Source organism: Marinobacter sp. SS13-12 (assembly GCF_030227115.1).
Classification (GTDB): Bacteria; Pseudomonadota; Gammaproteobacteria; order Pseudomonadales; family Oleiphilaceae; genus Marinobacter.
Map to the genome: position 1 here is coordinate 919,799 of NZ_JASSUA010000001.1, position 15,730 is coordinate 935,528.

Here is a 15,730-nt window from a genome sequence, read left to right on the forward strand (position 1 = left end):
ATCGTCAGCCTCTTTATTTCAGGGGAGTGGCCTGTGCCGCTCCGCTGACAATCCGGTAACTGGGCTCGTAAGCACTCGAACCCGGCAGCTTCATCCGGTTCTGCGCGACGAATTCCTTGAGCATGGCTCCCAACGGTGTCAGCAGTGCCGGATCGCCGGCAATTTCGAAGGGGCCGTGTTCCTGGACTTGCCGAATACCACTTTCCTTGACGTTACCGGCGACAATGCCGCTGAATGCTTTGCGCAGGTTAGCCGCTATCAGGTGAGCCGGCTGGTCGCGATGCAACTCCAGGGCCCGCATGCTTTCGTGGGTGGGCTCGAATGGCATCTGAAACACCGGGTCGATTTTCAGCATCCAGTTGAAATAGTAGGCGTCCTGCATGGCACGGCGGAAGGTCTCCACGTCTTTCATGCCCTGCTTCATGGTGCGTGCCACCCTTGCTGGATCGTCAATAATGATCTCGTATTTTTTGGTAGCCTCGTCCCCCAGCGAGTTGCGGATAAACTGGTCAATCATCTCGAAGTATTCAGCGTTTTCCGGCTGACCGGTGAAGACCACCGGGAAGGGCAGGTCCGCGTTGTCCGGATGAAGCAGGATGCCCAGCAGGTAGAGGATTTCCTCGGCGGTGCCCACGCCACCAGGGAATACTATTACGCCATGGCCGGTGCGGACAAAGGCCTCAAGGCGCTTCTCGATGTCTGGCATGATAACCAGTTCGTTAACGATGGGGTTCGGTGCCTCGGCGCCGATGATGCCCGGCTCCGTAAGCCCGATGTAACGGCCGTTCTTGACCCGCTGCTTGGCATGGCCGATGGTGGCGCCCTTCATCGGGCCCTTCATGGCGCCAGGGCCACACCCGGTGCAGATGCTCAGCCCCCTCAGCCCCAGCTGATGGCCTACTTCCTTGCTGTACTGGTATTCCCGTTCATTGATCGAATGCCCGCCCCAGCACACCACCAGGTCCGGATGGCGGCCAGCCTGCAGGACACGGGCGTTGCGCAGTATGTGGAAAATCAGGTTAGTAATGCCTTCCGGATCGTCCCGGCGCAGTCCCGATGCGGACTGGGGGATGGAATAGGAATAGATGATATCCCGTAATACCGAGAACAGGTGTTCGCGGATAGCGCGCAGCATTTGCCCATCCACAAACGCGTGGGCGGGCGCATTGACCAGCTCCAGTTTAAGGCCCCTTGGCTGGGGCACCAGGCGCACGTCGAAATCGGCATGGGCTTCCATCAGGGTTTTACAGTCATCGGTTTCTACGCCGGTGTTGAGAACGGCCAGTGCGCATTGCCGGAACAAGCGGTAGAGGCCGCCTTCACTTTTGTCCTTGAGTCGGTTGACCTCGAAAGTGGACAGGATTTCCAGACTGCCCTCTGGGGACACCAGGGCATTGATGGTGGATTCGGTCATGAACGGTGAAACTCCTGAATATTTCGCTGGCACCCTGGAATCATGCTGATGCCTTTTTGTCTGATTATAACCAGCTTCGGGAATGCCTGATTTTGAGGCATGCAGTGAAACCGTTACACTAAGCACTTTAACGTAATTACGCTACCCGACAGACGTCCGATTTATGAAACTTCTTATTCGTCCCGCCCCTGAAGTGGCCATCAAGAGCAAACCCGTTCGCAGACAGCAGATGCGGCACCTGCGCCAGAATATTCGCAAGCTGCTCACGCGCCTTGATAATGACATCCATGTGGAGGGAGCCTGGGACAGGGTGGATGTGGATATTCCCGATGGGCGTGGCCTGGCGGGCCCGGTTATCGAAGAACTCCAGCGCATCCCCGGCATTTCCACCATCCAGGAGATCGGTATCTTTCCATGGGTGAGCATGGAAGACGTGGCGGAAAAGGCCGTTGCAGCCTTTTCCGAACGCATCCAGGGCAAGACCTTTGCGGTCCGGGTTCGCCGCCATGGAAACCATTCGTTCCGGTCCATCGATCTCGAGCGATTTGTTGGCGCAGCGCTTTTCGCGGCCTCAGCGCCTAAAGGGGTTGACCTGGGCAAGCCCGAGGTTGAGGTGCGTATTGAAATCCAGGATGACAACTATCACATCGCTCACCGCAAACACCGTGGTGCCGGCGGCTATCCTTTAGGGGCCGTAGAAACCGTGATGACACTGGTTTCCGGTGGATACGACTCTTCCGTGGCGGCCTACCTGATGATGCGCCGTGGGCTCAGGTCCCATTTCCTGTTTTTCAGGCTGGGTGGCCCGGCTCACGAAGTTGGTGTGCGTCAGGTGGTCCACTATATCTGGGACCGCTATGGTGCCTCGCATGGTGCCAAGTTCATTTCCGTGCCCTTTGAAGGGGTGGTGGAAGAGATCATGCGGTCGGTCAATCAGCGCCACTGGGGTGTGGTGCTCAAGCGCCAGATGCTGAAGGCAGCCTCGGAAATTGCGGCCATTAACAACGCCTCTGGCCTGGTGACCGGCGATGCAGTGGCACAGGTTTCCAGCCAGACCCTGTCAAACCTCAATGTAGTGGATAGGGCCAGTAGTGAGGTGGTGTTGCGCCCGCTGATTTCCATGGACAAGGAAGCCATTATCAACATCGCACGGGAAATCGGCACCGAGCCCTTCGCCCGCACCATGCCGGAATACTGTGGTGTGATCTCCCGCAAACCGGCAACCCGGGCAAAGCTTCATCGTGTTGAGGAGGATGAAGCCGCCATGGATGCACAGGTGCTGGAGCAGGCCATTGCAAGCCGCCAGGATACGCCGGTCAACCGTCTGCTGGAAACCACGCAGACCCCGGAAGAGGTGGAACTGGTGCATACGCCGGATGTGAACGACATCATTATTGATGTTCGCCATCCCTCGGAAGGCGAGCAGTCACCGTTGCACCTCACCAGCAACCAGGTGGTGGAAATTCCCTTCTACGAGCTGAGCGAGCGCATCCCGTCGCTTCCGGCCGACAGGCAGTACCTGCTGTATTGCGACCGCGGTACCATGAGCCGGATGCACGCCTGTAACCTGAAAGCCGAGGGCCACACCAACATCAAGGTGTACGCCCCCGCGCATTGACCGCTTAGCCTTCCAGCCCCTTGAAGAACTGCTGCACGTTCTCGCTCAGGGTTTCCAGATCATAGCCGCCTTCCTGCACAACCAGTGTAGGCAGGCCGGTCTGACGGATATGGGTAGCCAGACGGCAGAACCCTTCCGAGGAGACTGACACTTTGGCCTGGGGATCGTTGTGATAGATGTCGAACCCCAGAGGAAGTATCAGCGCGTCTGGCTGGAACAGGCGAATGGCGGCCAGTGCCTCCTCCAGTTTTACGAAGAAGTCATCCTCTGACGAGCCGTGGGGCATGGGCAGGTTAATGTTGTAACCGAAGCCTTCGCCTTCGCCACGTTCATCCTCGTAACCGCTGACCACCGGGTAGAAATTGGTGGGGTCGCCGTGAATGGAGACGTAAAGGACATCGCTGCGGTCGTAGAAGATTTCCTGGATGCCCTGGCCGTGGTGCATGTCGGTATCCAGTATTGCGATCCGGGGGAAGCGGGTTTTCATGTGTTCTGCAGCAATGGCTGCGTTATTGAGGTAGCAGAAGCCGCCGGCTGCGTCCTTGCGGGCATGATGCCCCGGTGGGCGGCAGACTGCATAGGCAGTGCGTTCACCGGCAATCAGGGCATCGGCGGCACCGAGAGCCGTCTGGGCGGACCAGTAGGCGGCAGCCCAGGTATTCGCGCCGATCGGGCAGCTGCCATCCGCCTGGTAGCGAGCAGCTTCAGCAAGGATGCCTTTCAGGGCGTTCGGGGAGCGTACAAAGATGTTGGACATGACCTCGTCACCCCAGTCCTCCATTTCTGACCAGCGCCGGTGTGCAGACTCCAGAAAGCGCAGATAGCTCAGGTCGTGAACCTTCGAAATCGCTCCTGCGCCCTGATCCGCCGGCTGCAGCACCGGGATACCCATGGCTTTCAGCCCCTCCAGCATTTGTCCGGTACGATCGGGTACTTCCTGGGGCTGGCGCATCTGGCCTCGGGTAAAGTACGTCTTGGGAAGATGCTGATCCTGTGAGGGATGAAAAAACGCCTTCATATTCCGGCCTCCTGATAATGACATTGTTCGAGTATAGGCGCCTGCGGGTGTGGGTCAAAACACCTTTGTCTGACTTTACAGTAGCGGTTTCTGCATCCACTATGAGAGACATATCACACTGACGCAAACCCGAATGTATACATTTTGAAAAGGAGCCGAGATGATCGAGTCACCATTGCTTCCCAAGCTGACTGGCTATGTCGGCGGTCGCTGGACTGAATCCCCGGACGGTAACACCTTCGATGTCTACAACCCGGCCACGGGCAAGGTGATTGCCAGTGTGGCGTCGATGTCGGAAAGCGAGGTGAAGGATGCCGTTGAAGCCGGCAAATCGGCACTTCGCCTGACCAGCCCGTACAGCATCGAAACCCGGCGCAAGTGGCTGGAAGATATCCGCGACGCTCTCAAGGCCAACAAAGAAGAAGTGGGCCGCATCCTGTGCATGGAACACGGCAAACCCCTCAAGGAAGCACAGGGCGAAGTGGACTATGCCGCCGGTTTCTTTGACTACTGCTCCAAACATATCCAGGCGCTGGATGCCCACACCCTGACAGAGAAGCCTAAGGATTGTACCTGGACCGTGCATTATCGCCCCATTGGCGTTACCGGTCTGATTACGCCCTGGAACTTCCCTATCGGGATGATTGCCAAGAAGCTGTCCGCTGCGCTGGCGGCGGGTTGCCCCTCGGTGATCAAGCCGGCCAGCGAAACACCGCTGACGATGATTGCCCTGTTCAGCCTGATGGACAAGCATGTGGACCTGCCCGATGGCATGGTGAACCTGGTGATGGGCAAGGCCAGCGTGATCGGCAAGGTGCTCTGCGAGAGCCCCGACGTCCCCATGCTCAGCTTTACCGGTTCCACGGAAGTGGGTCGCAAGCTGATTCTGGACACGGCAGACCAGGTGAAGAAGCTGGCGCTGGAGCTTGGCGGTAACGCGCCCTATATCGTCTTTGACGATGCCGACCTGGATGCCGCTGCCGATAACCTGATAGCCAACAAGTTCCGTGGCGGTGGCCAGACCTGTGTCTGCGCCAACCGGATTTTCGTCCACGAGAAAGTGGCCGATGCCTTTGGTGAGAAACTCGCCGAGCGAGTGAACAAGATGACGGTGGGTGACGGCATCAACGGCGATGTGGATCTCGGCCCGCTGATCAACAAGGCCGGCTTCGACAAAGTCAGACGCCACCTTGAAGATGCGCTCGAGAAAGGCGCTGGTCTCGTTGCCGGTAAACAGCCGAAGGAACTGGGCGATGGTCTTTTCTTTCCGCCAACGGTGATCACCGGTGTTAATCGGGATATGGAGTGTTATCGCGAAGAGACCTTTGGTCCACTGGTGCCCATGGCCCTGTTCCGTACCGAAGAGGAAGTCATAGAAGCCGGTAACGACACTGAATTCGGTCTGGCATCCTATGTGTTCACCGCAGACGCGGAACGCGCCCAGCGGGTGGCTGCCGGGCTACGTTTTGGCCATTGCGGCTGGAATACCGGCACCGGCCCCACACCGGAAGCGCCGTTCGGTGGCATGAAGGCCTCCGGCATCGGCCGCGAAGGCGGCCTGGAAGGGTTGTTTGAATTTGTAGAAGCACAAACAGTGCCCAGGGGCTTTTAACAGATAAGCTTTCTCTGCAGCGCGATAAGCTCGGGGGTGGGCCCCTGTTCAGGACTGTGTGTGGCCAGGGATGGCCACACTCAAGCGCACATGGATGTGCTCGTAGCGTGTCCTGAACAGGGGCCCACCCTCGTGCGTTTCCCCCCAGAAACAGGGCTGACCCGGGCCCGACAGAAATCCCTGTTTTCTCCTGTTATAATCCAACTCCTGTTCATTTAACCAGTAGCGACCGGATCTCTATGGATGTCTCCCACATAATCGACGCCCTCAACGACGCCCAGCGCGAGGCTGTTACGGCCCAGAATGACCATTTGCTGGTGCTGGCGGGTGCGGGCAGCGGCAAGACCCGGGTACTGGTTCACCGGATTGCCTGGCTGATGCAGGTGGACAAGGTGCCGCCCACAGGCATCCTGGCGGTGACCTTCACCAACAAGGCGGCGAAGGAGATGCGTTATCGCATCGAGCAGATGATGAACATCCCTGCCCGCGGACTGTGGTTTGGCACCTTTCACGGCATTGCCCATCGGTTGCTGCGGGCCCATTACCGGGACGCCGGCCTGCCGGAGAATTTCCAGGTGCTGGACAGCGATGACCAGCTGCGCCTGATCAAGCGGGTAATGCGTGAGATGCAGATCGACGAGAGTCGCTGGCCGCCAAAACAGGCTCAGTGGTTCATCAACGGCCAGAAAGACGAGGGGCTGCGTGCGGAGCACATCCAGGAAAACGCTGGCGATCAATTCACGTCCACCATGCTCACGGTTTACCGCCAGTACGAGAAGCTCTGCAACCTGGGTGGGCTGGTGGACTTCGGCGAGCTGTTGTTGCGCTCCCACGAGCTGTGGCTCCACCGCCCGGAACTGTTGAGCCATTACCAGAGTCGTTTCCAGCAGATCCTGGTGGACGAGTTTCAGGACACCAACACCATTCAATACGCCTGGCTAAGGCTACTGGCCGGTAACCGGGTACCGATGACGGTGGTGGGGGACGACGACCAGTCAATCTATGGCTGGCGCGGTGCCAAGGTCGAAAACATCCAGGAGTACCAGCGGGACTTCCCCAATGCCCGGCTGGTGCGGCTGGAGCAGAACTACCGGTCCACGCAACTGATCCTGAAAGCGGCCAACGCCGTGATTGCCAATAACCAGGGCCGGCTGGGCAAGGAACTCTGGACCGATGGCCCGGACGGAGAACCTATCAACCTTTACGCCGCCTTCAATGAGCAGGATGAGGCCAACTACATCGCCGACACCATCAGCACCTGGGTCAGCGAGGGCAACCTGCGCAGCGAGTCCGCTATTCTGTACCGTTCCAACGCCCAGTCCCGGGTGCTGGAGGAATCCCTGATCCGTCAGGGCATTCCCTACCGGGTCTACGGTGGCCTGCGATTCTACGACCGCCAGGAAATCCGCAACGCGATCGCCTACCTGCGCCTGGTGCATTATCGCCGGGATGACGCGGCATTCGAGCGGGTGGTGAACATCCCGGCCCGGGGTATCGGTGCGAAAAGTCTTGCTGATATGCGTGCCTATGCCACCGAACGCAGTATCTCCCTGTGGGAGTCTGCCGAACGGCTGCTGGAAGCGGGCCAGGTCAAAGGTCGCGCCAAGACGGGCCTGCAAACCTTTATGGGCATTATCGAAACCCTGACGGAGATGGTGGACGACGCCTCCCTGCACGGGCTGATGAAGAAAACCCTGGAGCTGAGCGGGCTCAGAGATTACCACGCCAACGAAAAGGGCGAGAAAGGTCAGGCGCGGGCAGAGAACCTGGACGAACTGGTGAGCGCCCTGTCGGACTTCGAAGCGGAGGAGGGCGTTGATCCGTTGTCCGAATTTATCGCCCAGGCAGCGCTGGACGCCGGCGAGGCACAAGCAGAGGTCAACGAAGACTGTGTACAGTTGATGACCCTGCACTCCGCCAAGGGCCTGGAATTCCCGCTGGTGTTCCTGGCGGGCGTAGAGGAGGGTCTTTTCCCCCACAGCATGTCACTGGAAGAACCGGGGCGAATGGAAGAGGAGCGCCGCCTAGCCTACGTGGGTATTACACGGGCCATGAAAAAGCTGGTGCTTACTTACGCCGAATCCCGCCGCTTGTACGGCCAGGAAAAATTCCACGCCCTGTCCCGCTTCGTCCGCGAGATCCCCGGCGACTGCATCCAGGAAGTGCGACTGCGCAACACCGTCACTCGCCCGGCCATGGTATCCCGGCCCAACGAAGGCCTGTTCGATTCCGCCCCCATGGAGGAGGCGGGTTTCAGCCTGGGGCAGCGGGTGCGCCACCCCAAGTTCGGCGAGGGTATCGTGATGAACAGCGAGGGCAGTGGCCACCACACCCGGGTGCAGGTGAATTTTGATGAGGGTGCGAAGTGGCTGGTGCTGGCCTATGCGCCTTTGGAGGCCTGCTGATTTTTGGTGCAGGCACAGGTGCAGCCTACGGTTATTTCAGACTCAGAGCCAACCCTTGCGCTTGAAGTACCAGTAAGGCGCAAACCCGGCGGATACCATCAGGGCAATTGCCCCCGGATAACCCAATAGCCACTCCAGTTCCGGCATGTGCTCGAAGTTCATGCCGTAAATGCTGGCTATCAGTGTCGGTGGCAGGAAAACCACCGCGGCAATCGAAAAGGTCTTGATGATCTGGTTCTGCTCGATGTTGATGAAACCCTGGGTAGAGTCCATCAGGAAGTTGATCTTGTCAAACAGGAACGTGGTGTGGGACATCAGGGTTTCGATATCGCGATTGATTTCCCGGAGCGTCTCCCGTTGCTCGCTGTCCTTGCGCAAGTGACGTAACAGAAACGAGATATTGCGCTGGGTATCCATCAGGCACAGACGGGTCTTGCCGTTGCTGTCTTCGAGCCTGGCGAGGCGATTGATGGCCTCGTCCAGCTCGGCCTCTTCATCCTCAAGCACCAGGTAGCTGACTTCCTCTAGCTGCCGGTGCAGATCCTCAAGCCCGTCGGCGTGGTTCTCAACCTTCTGTTCCAGCAGTGTGACCAGCATTTCGGCCACATCCCGGGCCTCGACCTGTTCACGGCGCGCACGCATTCTGAGTAACCGGAAGTCCGCAAGCTCGCTTTCGCGGATGGTAATCAGGCGGTTCCGCTGCAGTATGAACGCGACAGATACCGTATTGTGACGTCCTTCCGCCAGGTTGAGAAAAAGGGAGTGCACGTGCACGCCGGCCTGATCGACAAAGCAGCGCGCTGACGCCTCGATCTCCTCCACGTCATCGAACTCCGGGATATCGGTTTTCAGCAATTCCTGGAGTATCTGTCGTTCCTTTTCGTCGGGTTCGCAGGCGTCGATCCAGTCCGCCTGTTTTACCCGGGTTGCCGGGTCCTCTGCGGAACTGCCCATTTCCTTGATCAAACCATCCACGATCCTGAAGAACCTAAGCATGCGTGTGCTCCAAACAGTCTGAGTGGCCTCATTAAGGAGCCTAGCTCATCAGGAGCTTGCGGGGGAGCGGGCTCCGTTGCCCCCGTGGCCCTCAGGCCGGGAACCGGTCCCGGGTCTTGTTGGCGATGCGCACCAATACCAGCATCAGGGGAACTTCCACCAGCACGCCAACCACCGTTGCCAGAGCTGCGCCGGATTGTAGGCCGAACAGAGCGATGGCGGCGGCGACGGCCAGTTCGAAGAAGTTGCTGGCACCGATCATGGCGCCGGGTGCCGCAATGCAATGGCGTACTTTCCACAGTCTCGCCCAGCCGTAGGCCAGGAAGAAGATCAGGAAGGTCTGAACGATCAACGGCACGGCGATCAGCAGGATGTGCAGGGGATTGTTCAGAATCACTTCACCCTGGAAGGCGAACAGCAGCACGAGAGTGACGATCAGCGCCGCCGGGGTAACCGGGCTGAGTCGCTTCATGAAGACGTCGTCATACCATTGCTGACCGTGGCGCGAGATCAGGGTGCGGCGCGTCAGGTAGCCGGCAGTTAGCGGGATGACGATGTAAAGGACTACGGACAGAAGCACGGTATCCCAGGGCACCTGGATGTCGGAAATGCCCAGCAGGAAGACGACAATCGGTGCGAAGGCAAACAGCATGATGATGTCATTCAGCGACACCTGCACCAGTGTGTAGGCCGCATCGCCTTTGGTCAGATAGCTCCAGACAAAGACCATGGCGGTACAGGGTGCAGCACCAAGCAGGATAGCGCCAGCGAGGTATTCGCTTGCCAATTGTGGGGCGATCAACGGTTCGAACACTACCATCAGGAAAAACCAGGCAATGGCGAACATGGTGAACGGCTTGATCAGCCAGTTCACGATGGTGGTGATGGCCAGGCCTTTCGGTTCTTTTCTCACGCCCAGGACGGCACTGAAATCAATCTGGGCCATCATCGGGAAGATCATGGCCCAGATCAGAATCGCAATGGGAATGGACACCTGGGCATACTCAAAGCGCGACAGGGTCTCCGGCACCACGGGCGCAAACTGTCCCACGGCCACGCCGGCAACGATGGCCAGGGCCACCCAGACCGACAGGTACTTGCCGAAAAGATCCATGCCGCCGCTGGTGTCTTCATTTGAAGTGCTTTCTGCATTGCTGGTCATGGCCTGCCTCTCACATGGATCGCTGATTGACACGTTTTGATACTTCCTCGGCGCTTTCCACCCGCTCGGAATAGCGGTCCGTCAGATGCGGAAAACAGCGCCCGGTCAACGTTTGGAAGGTCTGGGTAACTCATAGCACTCTTTATTTCACCCCGCAGAATTCATGGAAATGGATCGAGTTGTGAAGCATAGCTGTCTGGTCGACGAATAACCTGCCGAAAAGATGCCGGCGATTTTGTGAAGGGTTTACTTTGTCGCTACACCATTTTAATATCCAGATAATCATATATCCACAAATAAATATATATGGATAAACGAATATGAAGCGTCGCGTTTTATTCGTCTGTACGGCTAACAGCGCCCGGTCCCTCATGGCAGAAGCCCTGCTCAAGCATATGGCGGGGGATCGCTTTGACGTGGCGAGTGCCGGCACCGAGCCGACCAGGCCACACCCCATGGCACTGCAGGTTTTACAGGAGTCAGGTATTGCCGTTGAAGGGTTGCACAGTAAGCAGCTGGCGGATATGCAGGATGAACGTTGGGATTACGTGATTACCCTGTGCGAGAAAGCCGCCGATGAGTGTGGCGCCGTCTGTCAGCCGGCCCAGCAGATTGCCTGGGATTTTCCCGATCCCGTGTTGACTGAGCGACACGCCACCTTTGCACTGACGCTCAAAGAGCTCAAGGAGCGTATTGGCCTGTTCACCCTGGTGCATCAGAAGGAAACCGGCCTGAAGCCACTGGAATACAACCCGGTCTCTGTTTTTCGTTCCCTTGGGGATGAGTTGCGGCTGGCGATCCTGATGCTGATTCGCGACCAGAAAAAACTCTGTGTGTATGAACTGACCACAGCACTTGATTCCTCCCAGCCCAAAGTGAGCCGGCACCTGGCGAACCTGAAAGAAGCGGGACTCCTGGAAACGGAGCGCCAGGGCCAATGGATCTATTATTTTCTCCACACCCAGATGCCGCAATGGTTAATCAGAGTGCTGGATGAGACTTCGGAAAGTAACAACACACTGGTAGAACAGGAGATGAAACGGCTGCGTGCCATGACCGACCGACCTGTTGTACGTTTACTGTGAAGGCAGTTTGACTGGAAAGCGTGAAGACCTTATTCAGGAGCAACAGAGATGAGCAAGATCAAGGTAGGAATAAACGGTTTTGGTCGCATCGGCCGCCTGGCCCTTAGGGCTGCGTGGGGATGGCCGGAAATGGAATTCGTAGCCATCAACGATCCGGGTGCAGATGCCCGTACCCTGGCGCACCTTTTGAATTTCGACAGCGTACATGGCCACTGGGACCATGAGGCCAGTCCCGATGGCGACGATATTGTTATCGGGGGTCAGCGCATTCACGTAACCCACAACAAGGCCATCGGAGAGACCGACTGGTCGGGCTGTGACCTGGTGATCGAAGCCAGCGGTGTGAACAAGAAAGTGGCGGTTCTGCAGGATTATCTGGACCAGGGCGTGAAGCGGGTGGTTGTCACCGCCCCGGTCAAAGAAGCAGGTGCGAAGAACATCGTCATCGGCGTGAACGACGACATTTTTGATCCGGCCAACGACCGCATCGTTACTGCCGCTTCCTGCACCACCAACTGCCTGGCACCGGTGGTGAAGGTCATCCACGAAAAACTGGGCATCAAGCATGGCTCGATTACTACAATTCACAGCCTGACCAACTCCCAGGTCATCATCGATGCACCCCACAAGGATCTACGCCGGGCACGGGCCTGTGGCAGTTCACTGATTCCGACCAGCACCGGTTCTGCGACGGCAATCATCGAGATCTTCCCGGAACTGAAAGGGCGGCTGGATGGCCACGCGGTGCGAGTGCCGTTGACCAACGCTTCTCTGACCGATTGCGTGTTTGAAGTGGAAACACCCACGGATCGGGATACCGTAAATCAGCTGTTGAAAGAAGCCGCCGAGGGCGAGCTGAAAGACATTATGGGCTACGAAGAGCGCCCGCTGGTGTCCATCGATTACAAGACAGACCCGCGTTCGTCCGTCGTCGATGCCCTGTCCACAATCGTGGTCAACGGCACCCAGGTGAAAATCTACGCCTGGTACGATAACGAATGGGGCTATGCCAACCGCACCGTTGAGCTGGCGCGAAGGGTAGGCTCTGCCTGATATGACCGCCGCCATCCGACAGTACCTGGTCATTACCGGCAACTATTGGGCCTTCACCCTCACGGATGGGGCCCTGCGGATGCTGGTAGTGCTGCATTTCCACCAGCTGGGTTACTCACCGCTGGAAATTGCCCTGTTGTTCATCTTTTACGAGTTCTTCGGAGTGGTGACCAACCTGGTGGGCGGCTACCTGGGTGCCCGCATGGGCCTGAACCGCACCATGAATATCGGGCTGTTCCTGCAGATCGTGGCGCTGGCCATGCTGGCGGTGCCCGCGGCGATGCTCACCGTGCCCTGGGTGATGGCGGCCCAGGCGATGTCCGGCATTGCCAAGGACCTGAACAAGATGTCCGCCAAGAGCGGCATCAAGTTGCTGGTGCCTGATGAGCAGCAGGGCACACTCTATAAGTGGGTGGCAATCCTGACCGGCTCCAAGAACACCCTCAAGGGCGTAGGTTTCTTCCTTGGCGGCGTCCTGCTGATGGCCGCCGGCTTCACGGGCGCGGTCATTATTATGGCTGTTGCCCTCGCCGTGGTCTGGCTGGCGAGCCTGTTCCTGCTCAAGCAGGAACTGGGCAAGAGCAAGGCCAAACCGAAGTTCAGTGAGATCCTGTCGAAGAGCCGGGCCATCAATGTGCTCTCAGCGGCACGAATGTTCCTTTTCGGCGCCCGGGATGTGTGGTTTGTGGTGGCGCTGCCGGTGTATCTGCACACGGTGTTTGGCTGGGATTTCTGGAAAGTGGGCGGCTTCATGGCCACCTGGATCATTGGCTACGGTTTTATTCAGACCATTGCGCCGCGTATTACCGGCAATATGGAAGGCAAGCAACCCGCTGTGCTCTGGGCGGCAGCGCTGGCGGTGGTTCCTGCGGCCATTGCCGGTGGCCTGATGGCAGGCGGGCCGCCACAGATGGTGGTTGTGGGTGGATTACTGCTGTTTGGTGTGCTGTTTGCGATCAACTCCTCTCTCCACAGCTATCTGATCGTCAGCTATGCCCGGGGTGATGGCGTTTCCCTGGATGTGGGCTTCTACTACATGTCCAATGCTGCCGGCCGGCTTCTTGGCACCATTCTCTCCGGCTGGGTCTACCAGGCCTACGGGCTGGAAGCCTGTCTGTGGATATCATCGGCATTGGTGGCCATGGCATCGCTACTGTCTTTGTTATTGCCCGAGAGGCGGCACGCAGTGGCGTGAGCCGGCGTCAGAACCGCATGACCAATCCTGCGCCGGCTTCCACCTGCAAGTAGCCGTTGCTGCGCAACCTGAACTCGCATCCGCCGGAGCAGAACACCGAGCCTCCCGAGTTCAGGGCGGTGTAAATGCCGCGAAGATCCAGCCTCAGGCGCAGTTGTTCGGTCAGGAAAAACTGATAGCCGCCACCGAGCGACAGTGCTGCCCGGTGGTGGTTATCGTATCTCGAGTCCTCCGGCTCCAGGCGGGTAACGCCCAGCACGCCGGAGACAAACCCTCCGTAGCTGTTTCCACCCGGAAAATAGAGCCCTCCGAACTGGAGTTGGTAAATCGTAAGATCAATGGACCTGATGCCCGGGGTGAACAGGACGTTGTCAAGCCTGGCAGAGGTGCTTTGCCGGCTGAAGTAAACTTCCCCCTGCTTGCCAGGTTCGGCCAGGTCAAAATTGAGTGCCAGCCCCTGGCTCGGGGAATCCCGGAAATGGATCTGATCGTCGGCGCTGGCAGCGGCCGTCTCGATATCCACCGAACTGCTCATACGAAAGCCTGCAAACGGCGACAAACCAACCTCTGCCACCGCCGGCGACGCTGGCAGGGTAAGGGCAAACAGGACCGCTGTGAGGGTTCGGAAGTGCATACATACCTGCTCTGTGTGGCTGGTTGCTGGCAAAATCCTGTGCAATGGTGTCACCATTATGGATTCCGCAGGCCCTGGTGAACCTATTTTGACAGAACTTCTACTGGAAAACGTCAGTGTTGGCACCCTGAGTGAGGTATCACTGGTGGTGCCTGCCGGGCAGGTCGTTTGCCTGTCCGGCCCCTCCGGCAGTGGTAAAAGTCGCCTGCTGAGGGCAGTGGCCGATCTGGAGCCTCATGGTGGCGGCATTTCTCTGGGGGCGACCCGTCAGCAGGACACGCCTGCCCACCAGTGGCGGAGCCGGGTGGTGATGGTGCCGGCAGACAGTCAGTGGTGGTTTGATGAGGTGGGAGGGCACTTTCCAGAGGATGCCGGTTCGCGACTGCCGTCGGCTCTGGGCTTTCCGTCCGAGGTGATGGGCTGGTCGGTCAGTCGGCTGTCCTCCGGCGAGCGTCAGCGGTTGGCCCTCTGGCGGGCGCTTTCTCTCCAGCCGGAGGCCCTTTTGCTGGATGAACCGACTGCCAATCTGGATGGCAGCAGCACGGAAACCCTGGAAACCTGGTTGCTTGAGGAGATTCGGCGGCGGCATATCGCTACCCTTTGGGTGGCCCATGACCCCGGCCAGATTCATCGTGTGGCAGATGCCCACTACCGGATTCACGGGACCAGACTGGAGCCTGTCCATGGAAGTGATTGACCTTGCCTGGTGGAAACTGGGGTTGGCGGCCCTGCTGGTGCTGGCGTTGGGTGTATCCGGATACATTGCCCGGCTTGGGATTACCCGCAGCCTGCTGATTGCCGCCATCCGCACGGTACTCCAGTTGGCGCTGATCGGGTTGGTACTTGAAGCCCTGTTTGCGTCCTCTGCGTTTTACTGGATTGCCCTGATGGCGGTGGTGATGCTGCTGATCGCGGGCCGTGAGGTGGTGGCACGCCAGGGTCGGCGTTTGCAGGGCTGGTGGGCTTTCGGTATTGGCACCGGTGCCATGTTGGTGTCGTCGTTCACGGTCACGGTTCTGGCCCTGACCGTGGTGATTGGACCCGACCCCTGGTATGCCCCCCAATATGCCATCCCCTTGCTGGGCATGATGCTTGGCAACACCATGACAGGCGTCAGCCTGGCTCTGGACCGGCTCAATGAATCGGTCTGGCGACAAAGAGGCGTGATCGAGAACCGGCTGATGCTGGGGCAGACCTGGCAGCAGGCGCTGGAAGATATCCGCAGGGACGCCATGCGCAGCGGTATGATGCCCTCGATCAATGCCATGGCGGCGGCCGGTATTGTCAGCCTGCCGGGCATGATGACCGGCCAGATTCTGGCGGGCAGCCCGCCTGCGGTGGCCGTGAAATACCAGATCCTGGTGATGCTCATTATTACGGCAGCCACCGGTTTTGGTGCAGTGATGGCGGTCTCCTGGGGTGGCCGCAGGCTGTTTGATGATCGTGAGCGCTTGCGTCTGGACCGGCTGGTAAAGTCTTGAGCCAGCGATCGGTCAGGAACTTTCGGGCCGGGTTGGCAGGCGCACCGGTGCGTTGAC

13 protein-coding genes and 1 pseudogene are annotated in these 15,730 nt (G+C 58.6%); 8 read left to right on the top strand and 6 right to left on the bottom strand.

Features of this window, described 5'->3' with window-relative positions; all coding sequences use genetic code 11:
- Positions 1 to 13: 13 nt before the first annotated feature.
- On the bottom strand, positions 14 to 1,414 hold the full coding sequence (gene ppnN / locus QPL94_RS04205) for a nucleotide 5'-monophosphate nucleosidase PpnN (protein ID WP_285355723.1): 1,401 nt from the start codon (positions 1,412 to 1,414) through the stop codon (positions 14 to 16).
- Between the two features lie 163 nt (positions 1,415 to 1,577).
- Here ppnN and thiI point away from each other — a divergent pair, with 163 nt between their 5' ends.
- Positions 1,578 to 3,032 carry a tRNA uracil 4-sulfurtransferase ThiI gene (gene thiI, locus QPL94_RS04210; RefSeq protein WP_285355724.1) on the top strand — a complete coding sequence of 485 codons (1,455 nt, stop codon included), beginning with the start codon at positions 1,578 to 1,580 and terminating at the stop codon, positions 3,030 to 3,032.
- A 4-nt stretch (positions 3,033 to 3,036) separates the two neighbouring features.
- Here the strand turns inward: thiI and QPL94_RS04215 are convergent, their stop codons facing one another.
- Positions 3,037 to 4,050, bottom strand: coding sequence for a histone deacetylase family protein (locus tag QPL94_RS04215; protein WP_285355725.1), 1,014 nt, complete (start codon positions 4,048 to 4,050; stop codon positions 3,037 to 3,039).
- A gap of 160 nt (positions 4,051 to 4,210) precedes the next feature.
- On the opposite strand from QPL94_RS04215, the gene QPL94_RS04220 reads away from it, so the two are divergent.
- Together QPL94_RS04220 and uvrD are read left to right on the top strand one after the other, a co-directional pair.
- The gene (locus tag QPL94_RS04220; protein ID WP_285355726.1) at positions 4,211 to 5,662 is read left to right on the top strand and encodes an NAD-dependent succinate-semialdehyde dehydrogenase; all 1,452 of its coding nucleotides are present in this window, start codon (positions 4,211 to 4,213) and stop codon (positions 5,660 to 5,662) included.
- Between the two features lie 239 nt (positions 5,663 to 5,901).
- Positions 5,902 to 8,067: a DNA helicase II gene (uvrD, locus tag QPL94_RS04225; protein WP_285355727.1), complete on the top strand. Its 2,166-nt coding sequence runs from the start codon at positions 5,902 to 5,904 to the stop codon at positions 8,065 to 8,067.
- A gap of 42 nt (positions 8,068 to 8,109) precedes the next feature.
- Here the strand turns inward: uvrD and corA are convergent, their stop codons facing one another.
- The 3 genes and pseudogenes from corA to QPL94_RS04240 form a co-directional block, all read right to left on the bottom strand.
- A complete protein-coding gene (gene corA / locus QPL94_RS04230) occupies positions 8,110 to 9,063 on the bottom strand; it encodes a magnesium/cobalt transporter CorA (protein WP_285355728.1) in 954 nt (317 codons plus the stop codon).
- A gap of 91 nt (positions 9,064 to 9,154) precedes the next feature.
- Positions 9,155 to 10,225, bottom strand: a complete 1,071-nt coding sequence (gene arsB, locus QPL94_RS04235) for an ACR3 family arsenite efflux transporter (protein WP_285355729.1) — start codon at positions 10,223 to 10,225, stop codon at positions 9,155 to 9,157.
- Between the two features lie 10 nt (positions 10,226 to 10,235).
- Positions 10,236 to 10,313, bottom strand: a pseudogene (locus QPL94_RS04240) (arsenical resistance protein ArsH); the annotation flags it as partial.
- Between the two features lie 232 nt (positions 10,314 to 10,545).
- On the opposite strand from QPL94_RS04240, the gene QPL94_RS04245 reads away from it, so the two are divergent.
- Genes QPL94_RS04245 through arsJ form a run of 3 tightly spaced genes read left to right on the top strand, consistent with a single transcriptional unit; the run spans position 10,546 to position 13,558 of the window.
- Positions 10,546 to 11,310, top strand: a complete 765-nt coding sequence (locus QPL94_RS04245) for a metalloregulator ArsR/SmtB family transcription factor (RefSeq protein ID WP_285355730.1) — start codon at positions 10,546 to 10,548, stop codon at positions 11,308 to 11,310.
- Positions 11,311 to 11,358: 48 nt separating this feature from the next.
- The gene (locus QPL94_RS04250) at positions 11,359 to 12,363 is read left to right on the top strand and encodes an ArsJ-associated glyceraldehyde-3-phosphate dehydrogenase (RefSeq protein ID WP_285355732.1); all 1,005 of its coding nucleotides are present in this window, start codon (positions 11,359 to 11,361) and stop codon (positions 12,361 to 12,363) included.
- A 1-nt stretch (position 12,364) separates the two neighbouring features.
- Positions 12,365 to 13,558 (top strand): organoarsenical effux MFS transporter ArsJ, encoded by a 1,194-nt coding sequence (gene arsJ / locus QPL94_RS04255; RefSeq protein ID WP_285355734.1) that lies wholly within the window; start codon positions 12,365 to 12,367, stop codon positions 13,556 to 13,558.
- Between the two features lie 7 nt (positions 13,559 to 13,565).
- On the opposite strand, the gene QPL94_RS04260 is transcribed toward arsJ, so the two are convergent.
- Positions 13,566 to 14,192 carry a porin family protein gene (locus tag QPL94_RS04260; protein WP_285355736.1) on the bottom strand — a complete coding sequence of 209 codons (627 nt, stop codon included), beginning with the start codon at positions 14,190 to 14,192 and terminating at the stop codon, positions 13,566 to 13,568.
- An 88-nt stretch (positions 14,193 to 14,280) separates the two neighbouring features.
- On the opposite strand from QPL94_RS04260, the gene QPL94_RS04265 reads away from it, so the two are divergent.
- Positions 14,281 to 14,889, top strand: coding sequence for an ABC transporter ATP-binding protein (locus QPL94_RS04265; RefSeq protein WP_285355738.1), 609 nt, complete (start codon positions 14,281 to 14,283; stop codon positions 14,887 to 14,889).
- The gene (locus tag QPL94_RS04270) at positions 14,876 to 15,673 is read left to right on the top strand and encodes an ABC transporter permease (RefSeq protein WP_285355740.1); all 798 of its coding nucleotides are present in this window, start codon (positions 14,876 to 14,878) and stop codon (positions 15,671 to 15,673) included. The genes QPL94_RS04265 and QPL94_RS04270 overlap by 14 nt, the downstream gene beginning before the upstream one ends.
- Positions 15,674 to 15,730: the final 57 nt, after the last annotated feature.